The organism is Kribbella sindirgiensis, from assembly GCF_004331435.1.
GTDB lineage: Bacteria > Actinomycetota > Actinomycetes > Propionibacteriales > Kribbellaceae > Kribbella > Kribbella sindirgiensis.
This window is the reverse complement of sequence record NZ_SJKA01000008.1, coordinates 314,434-332,512: the sequence shown is the minus strand read 5'-3', so window position 1 is coordinate 332,512 and position 18,079 is coordinate 314,434. Positions and strand designations below refer to the sequence as shown.

At 70.9% G+C, this 18,079-nt stretch carries 10 protein-coding genes; 4 read left to right on the top strand and 6 right to left on the bottom strand.

Annotation, left to right across the window (positions count from 1 at the left end; translation table 11 throughout):
• Nucleotides 1-16 precede the first annotated feature (16 nt).
• Together sufU and E0H50_RS24920 are read left to right on the top strand one after the other, a co-directional pair.
• Nucleotides 17-475: a Fe-S cluster assembly sulfur transfer protein SufU gene (sufU, locus tag E0H50_RS24925; protein WP_131292668.1), complete on the top strand. Its 459-nt coding sequence runs from the start codon at nt 17-19 to the stop codon at nt 473-475.
• Nucleotides 468-857, top strand: a complete 390-nt coding sequence (locus E0H50_RS24920; RefSeq protein ID WP_131292667.1) for a metal-sulfur cluster assembly factor — start codon at nt 468-470, stop codon at nt 855-857. Before sufU ends, E0H50_RS24920 begins: the two co-directional genes overlap by 8 nt.
• Before the next feature lie 69 nt (nt 858-926).
• Here E0H50_RS24920 and E0H50_RS24915 read toward each other — a convergent pair whose 3' ends face one another.
• The gene (locus E0H50_RS24915) at nt 927-1,403 is read right to left on the bottom strand and encodes a quercetin 2,3-dioxygenase (RefSeq protein WP_131292666.1); all 477 of its coding nucleotides are present in this window, start codon (nt 1,401-1,403) and stop codon (nt 927-929) included.
• Nucleotides 1,404-1,467: 64 nt separating this feature from the next.
• Here E0H50_RS24915 and E0H50_RS24910 point away from each other — a divergent pair, with 64 nt between their 5' ends.
• Entirely contained in the window at nt 1,468-2,076 is a 609-nt protein-coding gene (locus E0H50_RS24910) for a TetR/AcrR family transcriptional regulator (protein ID WP_131292665.1), read from the top strand.
• Complete coding sequence (locus E0H50_RS24905; RefSeq protein ID WP_131292664.1) at nt 2,073-2,690, top strand: acVLRF1 family peptidyl-tRNA hydrolase; 618 nt, start codon at nt 2,073-2,075, stop codon at nt 2,688-2,690. The genes E0H50_RS24910 and E0H50_RS24905 overlap by 4 nt, the downstream gene beginning before the upstream one ends.
• Here the strand turns inward: E0H50_RS24905 and E0H50_RS24900 are convergent.
• The 5 genes from E0H50_RS24900 to E0H50_RS24880 all read right to left on the bottom strand — a co-directional run bounded on the left by E0H50_RS24900 (nt 2,678) and on the right by E0H50_RS24880 (nt 17,978).
• Complete coding sequence (locus E0H50_RS24900; protein WP_131292663.1) at nt 2,678-3,190, bottom strand: hypothetical protein; 513 nt, start codon at nt 3,188-3,190, stop codon at nt 2,678-2,680. The two genes, E0H50_RS24905 and E0H50_RS24900, sit on opposite strands and share 13 nt — an antisense overlap.
• On the bottom strand, nt 3,187-9,612 hold the full coding sequence (locus tag E0H50_RS24895) for a hypothetical protein (RefSeq protein WP_131292661.1): 6,426 nt from the start codon (nt 9,610-9,612) through the stop codon (nt 3,187-3,189). The genes E0H50_RS24900 and E0H50_RS24895 overlap by 4 nt, the downstream gene beginning before the upstream one ends.
• A gap of 111 nt (nt 9,613-9,723) precedes the next feature.
• Nucleotides 9,724-10,299 (bottom strand): hypothetical protein, encoded by a 576-nt coding sequence (locus tag E0H50_RS24890; protein WP_131292659.1) that lies wholly within the window; start codon nt 10,297-10,299, stop codon nt 9,724-9,726.
• Nucleotides 10,300-10,302: 3 nt separating this feature from the next.
• Nucleotides 10,303-10,842, bottom strand: coding sequence for a hypothetical protein (locus E0H50_RS24885; RefSeq protein WP_131292657.1), 540 nt, complete (start codon nt 10,840-10,842; stop codon nt 10,303-10,305).
• Between the two features lie 44 nt (nt 10,843-10,886).
• Nucleotides 10,887-17,978: a hypothetical protein gene (locus tag E0H50_RS24880; RefSeq protein ID WP_131292655.1), complete on the bottom strand. Its 7,092-nt coding sequence runs from the start codon at nt 17,976-17,978 to the stop codon at nt 10,887-10,889.
• Nucleotides 17,979-18,079: the final 101 nt, after the last annotated feature.

Genomic DNA, 18,079 nt, shown 5'->3' with positions numbered 1-18,079 from the left:
GCAAGGTGGACTGACTATGCAGCTCGACAGCCTCTACCAGGAGATCATCCTGGACCACTACCGCACCCCGCACCACGCGGGGCTCGCGGAACCGTACGACGTGGAGGTGCACCACGTGAACCCGTCCTGCGGGGACGAGGTCACGCTCCGGGTCGAACTCGACGGCGACACCGTGAAGGCCGTCACCCACGACAGCGTCGGCTGCTCGATCAGCCAGGCGGCCACGTCGGTGATGTCGGACCTCGTGATCGGCAAGCCGGTGGCCGAGGGGATGGCGACGTACGAGAAGTTCCTCGAACTGATGCAGGGCCGGGGGAATGTCGAACCGGACGAAGAGGTTCTGGAGGACGGCGTCGCGTTCGCGGGCGTCGCGCAGTTCCCGGCCCGGGTGAAGTGTGCACTGCTGGGCTGGTCGGCCTGGCGGGACGCCACCGCACAAGCCCTGGCCGCAAACCAAGGAGTGAGTAATGCCTGACCAGACCGACGAGAAGATCGAGCTGCCCGAGGTCGACCTCGACGCGGCCCAGGCTGCACAGGCGGGAACGACGCCGGCCAAGGTCGAGGACGTCAACGAGGCCCTCAAGGACGTCGTCGACCCCGAGCTCGGTATCAACGTGGTCGACCTGGGCCTGATCTACGGCATCACCGTCGACGACACCAGTACGGCGATCATCGACATGACGCTGACGTCCGCGGCCTGCCCGCTGACCGACGTGATCGAGGACCAGACCCGGATGGCGCTGGACGGCCTCGTCAACGACTTCCGGATCAACTGGGTCTGGATGCCGCCGTGGGGCCCGGAGAAGATCACCGACGACGGCCGCGACCAGCTGCGCGCCCTCGGCTTCAACGTCTGAGGGTTCGACAGTCTGAGTGTTTCCGCAGTGCGAGAGCCCGGGCCAGGTGGCCCGGGCTCTCGCAGCTGTTCAGAACGGTGGCGGTCCGACGATCTGGATGGCGCCGGTCTGCTCGGCCACGTCCCGGATCCGGTCGAAGTCGACCGGGACCGGCAGGCTCCCCTCCGGAGCGGGGTCGCCGGCGAGCCGGAAGAACGCCTCGTCCGTGCCGGGTGTCAGGAGCGTCAGGAGTCTGGCTGCCGGGGAGACGACCGCGAAGGCGTGCGGTACGCCGCGGGGAATCACCGCGACCCCACCGGCCGAGAGGCCGCGCTTCTTTCCGTCGAGGTCGAGCAGGATCTCTCCGTCGAGCAGGTAGAACGTCTCGTCCGACGCCGGGTGGATGTGCAGCGGCGTCACCTTGCCCTGCTCGCCGGCGAACTCGAACAGCAGGAACGCGCCTCCGGTCTCCGCCGCGGTCGCCAGCCAGGTCAGCAGACCGCCGCCGCTGAACCACTGCCGTTCGCCCTCGCCGTGATCGCGGACCGTCGCAGCCAGTGTGGTCATGTCGCATACCCCTCCGATTCGTGGGACTCGAGTCCCATTACGAAAGTAAGGTACCGTGTATGCCATGTCAACGGCGTACGAGCAGTCCGGCCGGACCCGGCAGAAGCAGCGCACGCGTAATGACCTGATCGCCGCCGCTCGCGAGCTGATCACCCAGGGCGGGTCGGCCCCGACGGTCGAGGAGGCTGCCGCGGCCGCCTCGATCTCGCGGACAACGGCGTACCGGTACTTCCGCAGTCAGGCCGAGCTGCTCGCCGCCGCGCACCCGGAGGTCGAGCTCACCTCCTTGCTGCCGGCCGGCAGCGGCGACGACCCCGAGACTCGGCTGCTGGCGGTCGTGGGAGCGTTCATCGAGATGCTGCTGAAGTTCGAGCCGCAGCAGCGCACGATGCTCCGGCTGTCGCTCGAGCCGTCCTCGCAGCCGGATCAGCTGCCGCTTCGGCAGGGACGCGGTATCGGCTGGTTCGAGGACGCGCTCGCGCCGGCCCGGGACAGGTTGTCCGAGGCCGCCGTCCACCGGCTCGCCATCGCCGTGCGCAGTGCTGTCGGTATCGAGGCGCTGGTCTGGCTCGTCGACGTGGCGGGATTGAGCCGCGACGATGCCGCGGACGTGATGCTGTCGTCTGCGCGCGCGATCGTGCGCGCGGCACTGTCCGAGGGCGATGACGCATGACGCGCACCGTTCACGTTGCGCCGGAGCGGTTGGACAGGTGGCTGACCGGCTTCGGCGAACGGCACGGTGAGGTCGTGTACGACGTGACGCCGACGAGCGTCACGCTGACGGCCGAGGACGGCGAGTCCGCCGTCGTCACCGTGCCTTTCGAGCCCCTCGCGGAGTTGTCCCGCGCGGGGCTCGTGGCGCATGTGCTCACCGAGCGGCGCCTCGGTGTCCTGCTTGTCCGGCGCGGCGGCTACGGCGCGGGAGTGTTTGCCGGCGGCAAGCTTCTCGACTCGAAGGTCGGGTCGCGGCACGTGCAGGGGACGACCAAGGCGGGCGGCTGGTCGCAGCAGCGGTACGCGCGCCGGCGGGACAACCAGGCGCGCGAGGCGTTCGCGGCGGCCACCGAGGTCGCGGTGCGGATCCTGGCGCCGGCGAAGCTCGACGTACTGGTGTGCGGGGGAGACCGGCGGGCCGTCGACACGGTGCTCGACGATCCCCGCCTGAAGGAGCTGGCCGGGTTGGTGCGGCCGCCGTTCCTCGGCGTACCGGACCCGAAACAGAAGGTGCTCGAGCAGGCCGGCGCCGACGCTCGGGCGATCCGGATCGACCTGTCTCAGTCCGAGTAGCTGTCCCTGACGACGAGCAGCCGGTCCAACCGGAAGCGCCCGGGGTCGCGTTCCCGCTCGGCCCGTCCGGCGTCCGTCCAGAACGCTTCGTCGGGCACGGCATCGCCGGCCGGCGGGATGAACTTCAAGACCTCCTGCACGGCCTGGCGGGCATAGGCCATCACGGCACGGGCCGCCGCGGACCGGTCGCCGGCCGGTACCTGGCCGGCGATCCAGTCGGCGACCGCCAGCCACTGCCCGGCGTCGACCAGCTCCGACGGTTCCGGTCCGCCGAAGGTCGCACTGTCGTCGAGAAGTCCTTGGTACGGCGGTGAGAACAGGTACTCCCGCTCGGAGCCGCAGCGCGCGCACGCGCCGACGTACCGCAGCGCTCCGTCGTGGAGATCGTGCTGCCACTCGGCTTCGTCCGAGCCGCAGTCCGGGCAGGCAGTGAGGTCGAGGTAGAGCATCACCTCGGTCGTCGTCCGCGCGATCGCGTACGGCGGGTCGTAGTCGCTCAATCGATCGCCATCCCGGTCGCGGGGTTGGCGGTGTGGCCCCGGCGCATCGGCGCGCTCGTGGTCCGGGTGCGACTCATCCGCGAGTCGGTTTCGGCGAGTGCGGCCGCCGGGATGCCGCGCTGTTGCAGTGCCTCGACGACAGCGCTGGTGAACCGCCGCTCTGGAGCGTCCGGTGTGTGCAGGGCCCTGAGATCGACGCGGCCCTCGGCGAGGAGCGCGAGCCGCGGATGCAACGTGGCGAACGCCGCCGCGAAACCACGATCGCCCCGGCCGGTCATGGTGCCGTCCGGATGGGCAACGTAGACGGTTCGCCGGCCGTTCGCCTCACGGACCGCCAGCCGGACGTTGACGTCCTCGCGCCGGGCCTGGTCGAGGGCGTCGACCAGCGGCTGGTACGGGTGCTGCTCATCGGCGTTGACGTTCACCTGGACGGTCCGGACCCGGGCGCTCTCGGTACCGGCGGTCTGACCGGACTCCATCCTGGCCCGCATCGCGTCGTACTCGTGCCGGTACATCGTCAGGTAGGCCTCGCCGGACGCCGCCCGCCGCAATGTGTCGGCGCGCTCGACCTTCGGCTGCTTGCGCCGGCCGAGGCGGAGCCGCTCGAAGTCCAGGTGGTAGTCCACCCGCACCTTGACCGTGACGACCTGCCCGGACTGGTACACCCCGGTTTCATGGCGAGCACCGACGGTCCCGGTGTCCTGATCGCTGACCCTCCGGCTGCTCGTCGCGCTGACGCTGAGCTCGCCGCCCGGCGTACCGGTTCCGATCGTCCGGGAACCGGGCAGCAGCCGGTTGCTGCGTGCGGTCAGTTGGCTGACTCGGAGCGCGCGGGAGTTCTCACCGAGCTGGGTGGTCGACTCCTCGTCCGGATCCGAGACCAGCTCCAGACCCGAGACCTCGGCGCGGACCCTGATCGCGACCACCCGCGCGCTGTCCCCGGGAACGGCGAGCGGGACGAGCTCGTACCCCGACGCGCCGGCCATCTCCTGGAACGCGACCATCCGGTTCGCGCCGCCGAGCCGCGACTCCAGCGTCGTGGCATGCATCCGGACCCCTTCGGGCCTGAGCAGATCCAACTCACCGAGACGAGCACAGGCAGCCTCGAACAAGGTGTTGTCCTCGGCAGCACCGCTCAGGTACGGCTGGGTGCCCTCAGGGAGGTAGTGCTCGGGCAGGACAACAGGCCGGTGATCTGAGACCTTGAGGTCGTGCTGCGGGGGAGCTGAGTCGAGCACCGACTCCGGAACGGCCAGACTCATGCGCCCGCTGGCCTGCCGGCGCGTCGTGGATGCGGACTTCCCACCGGGTTCCGCCGAGTCCTCGACCTCGATGAACAGCTCGTAGTCCCGTTCGACCCGAGCCGTCGCGATCGCCAGCCCGGTCCTGATCTCGGTGGTGGAGTCGCTGCTCGCCGCGGTCGTGGAGGTGCTGAGCTCCGCGCCGACTCCCGCCGTCGCCGGGATCGCATCGGAACCCGAGAGGTCGAGCGTGCCGCCGTACGACGTGCCCTCGGTCCGGCTGCGGCTGCGGTCGCGCAGGTTCCACAGCTGGACAAGGCCGAACCCGTTCCCGCTCTGGGCCTTCGTCCCACCGGCCTCGGTACTCGGTTCGCCGACGAACCTCAACCGCACCCGGACCCGGAGATTGCGGGTGTTCGAACCGACGCGGACCGGGAACTCGCGGACGAAGCCCCGCGGATCGAGCATGTCGTCCAGCTGGTTCCGCCAGCGGGTGCCGGCGAGATCGCCGCGCAGTGCATTGACCAGGACGGGATCGTCCAGCGCCTGCGGGGAGTGCTCCGCGACGGCTGCGCAGACCTCCCGGAAGGTGTCGGTGTCGTTGCCGTCCCGGTCCTGCAGCGACGCGCGGTCGACCTGCGCGGCGCCCATCATCCGGTCGTAGTGGCGGGGGAGTTGCGGCACGATCCGCTGCCGGGCGAGGTCTTCGGCCCGGATCAGCACGGCGGCGAGCCGCTCGTCGGGGTGCGCCGGAAGCCCGACCGCTTTCCGAACCGTGTCGACCAGCACTTCGTCGGTGTGGCCGGCCGCGAGACCCTCGGTCGCGCCCCGCCGGTCGATCCGGTAGCGCCGCAGCAGCGCGGTCGTCGTACGGCGTGGGAGAACGAGGTTGCCGTTGATCACTCGCTCGACCGCGTCGGAGACCTGCGACAGCGGGAGGTCCAGGTCGCGTCGTCCGTACGACTGCAACGCGTCGCGCTCGGGAAGTGTCAGGAGTACGGCGCCATTCTCGAGCGGGATCTGCCGCGGCGCGGCACCGCCCGACCGGAGCTGCGCTTCCAGGACGAGATCGCCCCAGAACTGGTAGTGCTGTCCGTCCCGCATCAGCGTCCGCTCGACGCCGGTGGTGGCCGACTCGGCGGCGCTCGACGAGACGGTGGTCGTACGGGTCAGCCCGATCGAGCCACCGAGCGACTGCCCGTCGGCAGCCACCGTGCCGGTGCCTCCATTGATCCCCGCGGTCGCGGCGGCTGACACGCCGGCGGTACTGCCGGTGGTCGCGAGGGTGACGTTGAGTTCGGCGACGATCGGCTGCCCGCTGCCGACGTACCTGAGGTTCTCGACCCGGGTGGTGAGGCTCAGGGCGGACGGGCGCGGCGTGAGACCGCGTTGCCGGATCGCCTCGAGTGCGTCGGACGGTACCGAACCGACGGCCAGGCCGGTGCGGTACTCGGAGGTGAGGAGCTCGGGCCGGGCGATGAGGTTTCGTGGGGCCAGGAACCCGCTGAGGTGGTGCAGAGCGGAGCTGTTCTCGCGGCCGAGGCTGGGTACGGCGGCGGTCAGCCGGGCGATCGGGTCCCGGGCGTCGAGATGGTGGATGGTTGCCGTCTGCAACAGATTGGGTTCGACGCGGCCGGGTACGGCGAGCGTGGTGTGCTCGGCTCCGCGGCAGAACTCGCTGTCGAGCCAGACGCGGGCACTGCCCTCGGAGGAGGCCACCGCCACCGCCGTACCGGTCGAGGTGATCTCGCTGACCGTGATCGTGTGCGGGACGTCGAACACCGCCACCTGCGAACCCGATTCGGCCACCGTCATCCGGTACGAGCCTCGGCTGGACGACCAGCCGAGCGAACGGCCTCGTGACGTGCGGCCGACCGATGCGCTCACCTTCGGTGTGGCCCCGGCCTCCCCAGGAGCCGGTGCGTTGCTCAGACCCAGCTGTGCCGACCACGGCAGACTCTGCGCCCGGCTGCCGGTACGTCCCGACGTACTGACGCCGATGTCGACGTTGACGACCATGTCGTTGTCCGCGACACCGATCGGCGTCACGCGGTCGAAATGCTGCTCGAGGGCGATCTGGTACGACCGGACCCGCGGCGGCTGGCCGGTGCGGTGCTCGGTGAGCTGGAATTTCAGCCGGTCCTGCGCCGCGTGGTCGTAGCCGGTCTCCAGCCGGTGTTTGGCGATCTGCTGGCACGCGCGTTCCCAGTTCTCTGCCTGGCTGAGGACGACGGCGGGGTCCTGACCTGCGAGGGCCGTCGGCAGCGGGCGACCGTGGTCGTCGAGCGGCGGGATCATGCCCTGCCGCGACAGGTGCTTGAGGAAGTCGTGCAGAGCGTCGTCCGCGCCGGTCAGTTCCCGGATCATCGCCGGTCCGGCACCGCGGAGCTGCCCCGGGCCGTTGCCGAGCCACGTCGGGAGTTGCAGGGGAGCGTCGGTCGGCTGCGGGTCCCCGCGCAGGAGGAGCTTGCCGTCCGTACCACGTCGTACATTGCCGTCCGGGTCCCGGAGCAGAGCCGCGGCGGGGACCGGGAGTCCGTAGCGGAACGCGTCGCGCTCCGCCATCCGCAGACAGGCCTCGCCGGCGCCCTCGGTCGTGAACGATTCGCCGCCGTCGAGGCGGTGGATCGTGACCTTGTGCCGCAGCTGCAGCTTCACACCGACGGTCGGTGCCACCCGCTGGGTGCTCCAGCGGCTGCCCAGGTCGGCGGTCGACGCGGTGTCGTCGTGGCTGGTGTTCCGGCCCGCGTGCGCTGCCGGACCGAGATCCGCGGTCGTCGAGCCCAGGTCGAAGATCGGCATACTCGCCGTGACGCCGTTGGTGCGCGACGAGCTGACCGATTGGCTACCGGACGCGCCTGAGTTGCCGACGCGCCAGAGTTCGAGTTTGTGGTCCGGCGAGCTGTCGCTGGTCAGCTCGGCGGACTCCAGGTCGGCGACCGTCTCCAGCTGGGCCCAGGCAACCGGTCGACCGCCCTCGGTGATCAGGCGCCAGACACCGCCCGGGCGGGTGGTCTCGTCCAGCCGGGTCATCCCGTCCTCGACGATCAGACCGCGGATCCGGTCGTGTCCGACCCGATCGAGGGAGCCGAGCCGCTCCCGCAGCTCCACCATGGTCCGGTCGCAGAGGTCGTTGAGGCCGTCGACCCGGGTCGCCATGTGCTCAGGCATCGCGGTACGGCGTTCCGCGGCCAGCCCGAGTGTCTCCAGGTCGGTTGTCTCGGTCGGCGGCGGAACTGTGTAGGTGTGGATGTACCCGAGGTCGAGGGTCGTCGCGTCGCGGTCCTTGCCGGCGTCGACGACGTTGGGCGGTGACCAGTCGGCGGTGGCCGACTCGCGGATCCGCCAGATCCAGCGGGGCCGGTCCGAGCGGTACCGCAGGAACTCACCGCGGAGCGCCTCGACCGCACCCGTCTGGGCGAACTCGGTCGCCCCGCCGCTGACCGTCCGGCCGCGGCCGCGACTCAGCTCGACGCCGGGCGCTACAAGCGTGGCGGCCGCCTTCAGCTTGCTGGTGTCCGGCAGCATTTCCGTCACGGTTCGGAGGTTCGCGGTGGCCGTCGCGCCGGAGTTCTGGGCCGCGGCGGTCGCGACGCTGAAGCCACCCTGGACCACCTGCCCCACCTGGGCCTCGTCGATGGTCAGCGGGCTGTCCAGCACCTCGTGAAGCTCGCCGGGATCCAGCTGGAGGTGGATCTGCAGCAGGTCGTCCGCGTCCGCGCGCGACTCGTTCTCGATCGTCAGCACGAAGCCGTCGGGCGAGAGGATCCGGCGACTCTCACCCCGCAGCGTCCGGTGCAGGACGTCCGGCGTGAACACATACCGCCCCGCCACCGCCTCGTTCAGCTCCCGGCACAGCGCACTCAGATGCGGAAGCCGCCCAACCGGAAGCCCGTTGTGCTGCACGCCCTTCGCCGGAAGAGTGGCCGCACTCGCCACCTCATACGCCCGCACGGCCGCCTCCGGATCGCCTCCTGCGGACAGCGTGCGGTACGCCTCGGCGGCGGTGCGGGCTTGAGCTGCTGCGGTTGTGCAGAGGGTTGCGATCTGGGTGTGGCGGTCGGCTACTCGTAGGCGGGCGACGGCTCGGACTCGGAGGCGGCGGGCTCGTTCGTTCGAGGACGCGTCCTGGGCCTCGGACTCGTCGTCCGCCGCGGCGAACAGCTCGGCTGCCTGGTCGCGGGCGGCTGCCGCACTTACGGTGCGTACGTCGGCGCGCTTGGCGTGATCCGCTGCCGCGGACTCGAGGTCCGCGATCTGCCGCCGCACGCGTGCTTGGAAGCGTTCCTGCGGAGTGGTCGGCGGCGTCTGCTGCGTGTCAGGTGCGACGACCTGTACGCCGGCCCACGGCACGCTGGGTGCGGGGTGACCGCCGTGCCGGATGGCTCCGGACAGGTTGGTCAGGTCGGTCTCGACCTCGCCGAGCGGGCGGACCCCCAGACCGGCCCGCGTGTCCCGCCATTCCACGCTCAGCCGACGAAACTCCTCGTACTGCGCCTCCGCCCGACGATCCCGCAGTACCCGATGCGCCCGGCCCTTCGCCCGGACCTCGTCCACGAGCCGCCGAATCGGCCCGAAGAACCCACCACCCACCGCACGCCCGGCGCCACCACTCGATTCGTGCCGCCCGCCCACCGAACGCCGCACCCGCCCGACCGGCTGGGGTGAGGGCATGCGGTTGGCGTCGTGGGACAGGGCGCGGGCGTTGGCCACCAGGTCTGCGGCGAACGGCCGGTTCGAGCTCTCGGAGCGGGCGCGGGCGCTGGTCAGCCGTCGGAGGTCGGTCTCGGTCTCGAGGCGGTTGCCGTCGAGCAGGTCATGCAGCAAGGCCTGCGCCTCGCGCTGTTGCGCCGCAGGCAGTCCCGGCAGATCGAGCAGCGCATCGAGCCCTCCAGTCGCACCGTCCGCCGCACGCCCACCACGCACCAGCTCCAGCTCGGCCCCGGCGAACGCCACCGCCTCGGCAACCAGCCGATCATCGCCGACCGCAGCCGCTCGCCGCGTGAGCCGACGCTCGAGCCGATTGAGCGCCTTCCGAGCCAGCCGTTCACGAGAGTGCCGCAACCGCAGCGTGCCGTCGCGCAGTGCGAGCGCCTCGGGCGCCACCACGCCGACCGCGAGCCCGAGCGCCTGACGCGCGCGAACCCGTGGGTCGGCCTCCGTGCTCGCAGCAGACGTCAACGAAAATCTCCCCGTTCGGATCACCGGACGGGGAGATTAGCAACCAGTTGTTCGTTTTCTCGCCACAAATCCCACCAGAAGGATTAACAATCACCGGTGGGGTTTGTCACATCATGAATCGCTGTACAACGCCCGAAAGTCCGCCAGCGTGCCGGCGTAGTACTCGAGGTCGTCTTCCAGCCTCGCGCGGCTGACCAGATACGGGTCACGCGCCTTCGCGTCGGCGCCGAAGCTGGTCCAGATCTCCGAGTCAGGCACCGCGTCGCCGCCGTTGGTACCTTCCGGCAGCGACTTCATCGCCTCCCGGATCGCCTCGGCGGCAAGCTCCCAGCCGAGCTCGACGTGATAGCGCGCCTGGCCGGGCTGACCGTCGTACGCCATATCGGCCGCGATCGTGCGATCGGCGTACAAGTGCCCGACAACCGCCCACTCCGCCGCGTCGACCAGCTGCGACCGGCCCAGTCCCCAGTGCGCCCCGAGCCGCGTGGACGAGTGCTGTGACGAGTACGGGATGGTGATCTCGCCGATCGGCGACCGGTAGGTCCAGGCGTCCGGGCCCTCGACGAGGTTGTCGCCCAGCTCGAAATCGGGGGCGGGCGCCAGCACCTCACCCGGTTGCGGTCCGGCCTGTGCGGTCTCCAGCGCGACGTAGATCTGGGCCTCCCACAGGGTCCGTGCGATCGGCATCGGTTATCTCGCTCCTGTCTGGCTGATCTCTCTACCCAGCTCGGCATACGCGTCCCGCGTCACCAGCAACCGGTCGAGCCGGAAGCGCCCCGGCTCCGCGGCACGCACCGCCTGACCTTCCGGCGTCCAGAACTCGTCGTCCGGTACGGCGTCCGCGCCGGCCGGAACGAACTTGATCACCTCGGCGACGGCGGCCTGCGCGATGGCCAGCACCCTACCGGCCTCGACGGGATCCGTGGGGACGGCCGCCGCGGCGGTGTCGGCGACGTCCAGCCACTGGCCCGCATCGAGGATCTCGGACGGCTCCGGACCGCCGAACGTCGGCCAGCCGCGCACCGGTGTCTCGTGCGCGGGCACCCCGAACAGGTACTCGCGTTCGGCCGAACACACCGGGCAGATCGCGGCGTAACGGGACGCCAGGTCACCGTCGACCTGGACCAGGGCCTGCTCCCACGGCGCGTCCGCCGTTCCGCAGTCCGGGCACGGATGCAGCTCCAGGTACAGCTGCGCCTCGTCCCAGGTGCGTGCCACCGCGAATGCCATCAAGCCCCTCTCGTCCACCAGATTCCGGCCTCACCATGATCGGCTCACGGCCCGGACAGCGACGGCCCGTGGCCGGTTTGTGCAATGGTCCGTCCGGCCGCGCCACCCTGCGACGTCCGCGAGCCTTGGTTGGACGCCTCCGGCAGCGTCCGCGCGGCCGTCGTGTAGTCGAGGGCTTTGAGCATGTCCCGCGGCACGCCGGTCTTCTCCAGTGCGGCGGTCACCTTCGCGCTGAAGCTGCCGTCCGGTGCCGACGTGTTGTAGAGCTCCCGCAGGTCGACCCGGCCCTGGGCGATCAGCGCCAGGTTCGGGTTCAGGCTCGTGAACGCCGCCGCGAAACCGCCGTCGCGGTCGCCGACGAGGCGCGCCGGGATGTTCCGTTCGCGGTCGGCGGGAAGGGCCATGTACTTCCGCTCGGTGCCGTCGGCCTGCTGGACCAGCAGCACCACGGGCTTGCCTCCGGTCCTGGCCCGGTCGAGGGCGTCGAGCAGCGGGCGGTACGGCTGGTAGACGGCGCCGTCCTTGCCCTGCGTGTACTCGGTCGCGACGATGTCCGGCGGCCCGAACTCAGCCGGCATCGCCTCCAGTCGCGCGTTCGCCAGTACGGCGTCGAGCGACGTGCCGGTCTCCATCTGCCGGAGTCCCTCGAGGTACTGGTGCCGGAGCATCCGGACGAACACCTCGCCGCGGGCCACGTCCGGCAGGTTGGTGGACTTCTTCACGACCGGCTCGCCCCGGCCGTTGTCGGTGGTGGTCCGGACCGTGGCGTCGTACACCACCGGGATCCGGACCGTGACCATCTGACCCTCGAGGAACCGGCTGCCCTCGAGCCGGGTGCCGCTGGCATCCGACGACTGCTCCTTGACCTGTTCGCCGATCGAGCCGCTGACCGAGACGAGTCCGCCGTCGACGCCGCCGGACGCGGTGAGCGGGGTCAGCCGGTTGCTGCTGCTGGACGAGCGGTACACCTCTTGCCGCCGCCAGACCCGGCCCGCCTGACCCTCGAGCGACGGTCCGTGCAACTCCCAGCCGACCGCGGTCGCGTTGATCTTGACGCTGACCATCGTCCGCCCGTTGCCCGGCTGCGCCATCGGCTGCAGCGCGATGCCGTCGCCGAGCAGCCGTCCGGCCTTCGCCTTCAGCGCGCTCGGCTTGAGGTTCGACCGGATCAGATGCCGGTACTCCGCGGTGCCGCGCCGGCCGAGGACGCCGGGCTGCTCGAGATAGGCGGTCAGGTTCTCGGCCAGTTCGTTGCGTCGGCCGGCGCCCTTCGCGTGCAGCGCCACCCGCATCGGGACGGCGCCTTCCGGCAGCCGGATCGGGCGGTGCTCGACGCGATCCTCGAGTTCCGGCCCGGTCTCGATCCGCGGGCCGTCCATCAGGTCGCCGCGGGGGACCCACTGGACCAGGTCCGCGCGGAGCTCACGAGGTTCGGAGACGCTGGTGACGTCGGCCGGGTCGATCCGGCCGAGCTTCCAGCGGGCACTGGCCATCGCGGCCGCGCCGGCATTGCGGACCCTGACGACCCTGGTCGTGAACACGACCGTCTGATGCGTCTTGACCGGGTCGAAATGGCCCAACCGGTCGATCCCGGCGTTCTGCACGCCGTCGCCGCCCGTGTGGGACGTGGTCTGGTCCGTCGAGACCCCGCCGGAGCCGTCGCCGAGGGCGGTAGGAGTCTTGCCGTCGACACCGGCGGAGACCGTCACGGTGTGGGCGGCCGACCGGTCGAGTTGCTCGTAGTCGTAGTTCTGGTCGACGCTGCCGGCCTCCTCCTTCGGGATGTCGGGGGTCCCGTCCGGCTTGTCCGGAACGTTCTCGATGGTGCGCTCGCCCTCGGTCCGGAGCTCCACCTGGACGAAGAAGACGTCCGGCCGTTCCTGCCCCTGGATCGGCACCTCGATCGGGACCTCGAAGCCGTCCGCGCCGAACATGTCCTCGAGGTGGCCGTGGAAGTTCCCCGGCTTCAGGTCGATGTCCAGGGCGCTCTGGAGCAGCCGGCTGGCGTTCCGCAGCCCGGGAGCGAGGGCGTCGAACTGCGGCTCGACCAGGGTCCGCAGGTCGACCCGCTGGTCGGTGCCTTCGACGGTGAGCGACTCGATCTTGGCCGCTCCCTGGCTGTCCTCGTACGCCTGGGAGGTGCTCATGACACGGCGGACGCGCGCCTTTTCTTCGACACTCTTGGCGGTCGCTTCCAGTTCCGCGTCGGCGGTCGAGGCCCCCACGGCCGGGGACCGGGTGTTCTCCCGCAGCTTCGCGGTCAGACGCTCGACCGGGTGCTCGGCGGCCAGGCCGGTGGTCACGCCGGCCTTCTCCTGCTGGTAACGGCGCAGGAAGCCGCCCGCGACGCGGTGACTGATCGGCAGCCTGTCGTTCAGGTACCGCTCAGCGGCGTCGGACGCCACCCAGAGCGGCAGATCGAGCTTGCGGGCGGCGTACAGATCCAGCGCTCGCCGCTCGGCCATCGCCTTCTGCGCCAGCGCGTCCGGCAACGGGACCGACTTGATCACCTGACCGTTGTGCACGATGTCGGCGGTCATCCTGTAGCGCTCGATGAACTCGTGGTGCGTGCCCGGATTGATGAGCAGCCGCTCGTCGCCGGAGGTCTCGCTGGTCGTGGTGGACTGCGACCGGCCGCCGGTGCGTCCGGCCGACAGGTTCCCGGAGGTGGCGGCGCCGCCGGCCTCCACCAGTCCGCCCCCGACGTCGCCGCTGACGCCGCCCGAGGCCGACGTACCCGATGTGGAGCCGACGTCTGTCATCGTGAAGTTGATGTCGACCGAGTTCTCTTGGCTCATCGCGACGTGGGTCTGGCTGACCGCCTCGCCGCGGATCACGATCTCGTACTCCTGCGGCAGGATCGTCCCGTCCGCCATCACATGTGCCGGGCTGCCCGGGGCCCGGACCACCACGAACGGCAGCCGGTAGCTGCCGTTCATCCACTCGCGGTTCGCGACCAGGCTGGTCGGTGACAGCGCCGCGTGCAGCGCGGGCAGCGCGGTGGAGTCGGACCGGATCGCGGGGATCGCCTTGCACAGCTCGTCGGCCGCGTTACCGGCGTCCACCGCGACCGGGAACCCCTGCTCGACCGCCAGGTGGTGCGGCCGCTTCGGGTTCTTCTCGTACACCGGGGTGTCGGCGCGGGTCATCGAGCTGTCGTACGCGACCTCCATGGTGCCGCGGACGTCGGCGATCGGCTTGGCGTCGCCCTTGTCGGTGATCTCGGCGAACGTGATCCGGATGCCCTGCTCGAGCCGGTCGAGCGGTTCGGTGCTCTCGCTCAGCGTGACGTTGTTGACGCGCCGTCCCGCGGTCCAGCTCAGCGTGCGGCCGAGCGCGTTCCGGCTGAACTTCACGCCGATCTTGCCCATCCAGCCGCGGACGCCTTCGGCCGGCGGGTTGGAGGCGCCGACCCCGGCGGACAGCGGCACGCCCCGGGACCGGCTCGACGTCCGGCCGGTGGCCGCAGAGCTGATGCCGAGGATTACGACGTTCTCGTTCGTGCTGGTCCCGGCGCCTTTGGCCTCGAACTCCTTGGTCGCCTCGTCGTAGTCCTGCGTGACCTGCAGCCGGAACGGCCGCCAGCGCGGCGTCCCCGCGAAGCCGGTGTCCTCGAGCATCACGATCAGGCCGCCCTGACAGGCCTGGTTGATACCGGCCTCGAGTCGCGGTGCGCTGATCTGCTGCCTGATCCGCTCGCGGTTGGCCAGCTGCTGTGCGGTGGCAGGCTGTCCCGGCCGCGCAACCAGGCCCATCTTGGCCAGCTGGTCCAACGCCTGGCGCTGCGCTCGCTCGGCGCCCTTGAGGTTCTGCGGCAGGGCCTTGCCGACACCGCGCAGCTGGTTCTCGCCGCGGCCCATCCACGGCGGCATCTTCTGCGGCTCGGTCGACGGCACGGCATCGCCGCGCAACAGCACGTGCCCGTGCTTGTCCATCTTGACGGTGCCGTCGGCTTCCCGCAGTACGGCGTCCTTGTCCGCCCGGCCGCCCGCGCGCAGCAGGTCGTTCTCGGCGACCCGCAGCAGGCCGCGGCACTCGCCGGTCTCGATGATCGGCGCGGCCGTGGAATCGCCGACCTTGCGCAACGTGGCGCGCACCTGGAGGCCTACCAGCACGCCCTGCGTCGGGCCCTGGTTGCGGTGCACGGCCGGAGTGATCGTGGTCATGCTGACGCTCTGGCCACCGGACCGGGACACGTTGCGCCCGGCCGACGCGTTCGGTCCCACGTTCACGCCGGAACCGCCGACGTTGTTGAGCGCGGCTGCCGCGGCCACCGGGCTCACGTCGGACGGCTTGCCCGGGAACCCGACCGACCCGGTACCGGTGACCGACGCCGTGTAGGTCTGGCTCGCGTTCAGGCCGGCGAAGTCGACGAGGACCTCTTCCTGCCACATCTCCGAGCTGGACTCACCGACGAGCTGGGCGTCGGCCCAGACCGGTACGACCTCCCACGTCAGGTCGTACGCCGTGTCGCCGCGGCCGGGGATCCGCCGGGTGACACCGCCGGGCTGACTGAACTCGCGGAGCAGGCGGTACGAGTCGTTGACCATCAGGCCGGCGATGTGGTTGTACGAGGCCCGGTCCAGGTCGCCGTACTCGTGCTGCGCCCTGCGGACCAGGCGATCGGTCACGTCGTGCAGTCCGGTGATGCTCGTGACCGCGTGCCGCGGGAACTCGCCCGTGACCTCCTGCCCGTGGCCGATCTCCGCCAGCGTGACGGTCTCGGTCGGCGGCTTCACCGTGTACGCGCTGGAGACCCACGTCTGCTGGCGCCCGGCGTCGACCGTTTCGACCGCCGACCAGGGCTCGGTGGGGGAGGCCCGGACCTCGATCTGCCACTTGCCGGACCACTCGTAGAGGATCGACTCACCGCGGTTGTCGTCGACCCAGCCGGACTGGTGGTGGGCCGTGGCCCCGCTGCTCTCGGCGAGCGAGCGGCCGCGCGCCACCTCGACCTTCGGCGAGACGAGCTGCGCGGCGGCGTGGACCGGCGTACCGGGTGCGGCGAGCGCGAGGATCGGCCCGATGTTGACGCCGATGTTGACGTTCGTCGAGTGGGTGTCGGTCGTGCCGACACTCGTACCGCCCTCGCCGAGCGAGCCCGACATCTGCTCGGCCATCGTGAAGTCGATGTCGTCGCGCTCGGTGAGGTCGTCCGGGATCAGCCGCAGCCGCACCTGGCGCACCGCGGAGACGTCCGCGGTGCCGCCCTCGTCGTCGACGTTGAACACCATTCCGTCGCGGGACAGCAGTCGCCGGTACTGCGCGGCGGGATCCGGGAGCGGGCCGCGGGTCGGCAGCTGCTCGTTGAACTTGGCTCGCAGCATCCGGTTGATGTCGGCGACCGGCAGCTTGAGCTGGTCGCCTTCCGGCATACCGGTCATCAGGAGTTCCTTGGCCGGCATCGCCTGGCCGAGGCTGCGCTCGTACACCGCTACCTGTCGCTGGGCGGCAGCGGCCAGATCGGCGATCCGGTGCTGCGAACCGTCCGCGTCGATCTCGGTGAGGAGCGTCTGATAGCCGTCCAGGGCCTGCCGTGCGTCGGCGGCCGCCTGCTCGTAGGCACCGGCGATCTCGGAGTGCCGGCCGGCCTTGTTGCGGGCGGTCTGGGCCGTGACGCGCAGCTTGCGCGCCCGCTCGGGTGCGCCGCGGTCGCGTTGCTGGTCTTCCTCGCCGGCGTCCTCGTCGGCCTTGTCGGCCTCCTTGGTCGCGTCGCGGGAGGTGTCCCGCTTCTTCGTCGCCTTCTTGTCGAGGTCCGTGACCGCGGCCTGCAGCGCCTCGATCTGGGTGACGACCTGGCCGCGGAGGTGAGCGGGCGTGTTCCGGGCGGGCTTCGCTGCGGCGTCCGCGCGCGCGGCAGCCCGGCCCGCGGCGGTCGCGTCGGGGGTTGCGACCGCTCCGGCGGTCCAGGGGAGTGCGGGCTCGGAACCGCCGTGCCGCCGAATGGTCCGGGCCAGACCTTCCAGGTCGCGCTCGAGCTCGGCGAGGCTGCGCGGCCCGCTCGGACGCCCGGTGGCGAGCGTCTCGGCGCGGGCCTCGTGCCAGTCTCTGAGCAGGCTCTGGAACGCGGCGTGGTCCGCGTGCAGCCGCCGATCGCGGCGCTCATGGCCGAAGACGGACTTCAACCGGCCGAAGACGCCGCGGGACCGGCCTGCCTCGGCGGCGGCGATCTCCTGCGACATCAGCGTCAGCTGGTGCGTCCAGACGTAGCGGACCTGTTCGTCGCTGAGTCCGGCCGGAATCCGCAGTACGTGCGGGTCGTTCGCCGTGCCGGCGCGGATGATGCCCTGCCCCAGCGCGCCCAGCGTGGTGTCGCCGATCTCGACCCGCAGTTGCTGCGGTACGGCGGAGCCCGTCATCTCCAGGACGGTCTGACGCGCGTCCGGGTCGACGTCCGGACGGTCGGTCACCGCGGCCGCCAGGGCCTGGCGATCCATCCCGGCGAGCAGGTTCAGCGCGTGCAGGTCGGTCAGCTGCCCCTGCGCGCTCGGACGCGTGCCGACGGTCAGTCCGGTGCCGCGGATCTGCGACGTCCAGACCCGGCGTCCTTCCGCGCTCCGATGCCTGCTGCCGACCCGTGCACGGTGGCGTCCGCGCCGCGGTTCGGGCGGCGTACCCAAGCCCAAGAGCTCCGCGTCGCGGTTGATCGCCGCCGAGGCGGACACGAGCGAGGACGTCGCCAGCGCGTTCCGCGGCGCTGTCAGCCGGTTGAGCCGGGACGCTGACTCGGGGTCGTCCGGCGCCGCGCCGCTGAGGGCGACCCGGAGCATCGCGTCGGCCTCGGTACGACGGGACTCGTCCAGCCCCGGCACCCGGAGGTACCGGTCGAGGGCGTCGACCGCACCGCGCGCGGGCAGCTCACCACGGGCCCGGGCGACTTCGGAGCCGATCACGCTGACGGACTCCGCCAGCAGCCGGTCGTCGCTGATCCGGTCCGCAGCCCGGCGGGCGAGCAACTCCTCGATCGCGCGCATCACGCGCGCCGCCAGTACGTCGTCGCGCGTGGTCAGCCGGACCCGGCCGTCACGCAGCGGCACCGACGAGGGGTGCAGGATCCCCAGAGCGTTCCCGATCGCCCAGCGAGCGCGAGCCGTCGGCTCCGTGGCGGACAACGTCGTTGTAGTCAGCCGAACCACCCCTCCCGTTAAGTGCCCGGGTGATCACCAGTTGTCACCCGGACCCTCTGGTCCGGAATTTAGCAAACAATCGGTTACTTGCCAGCAACTCAATTCACCCG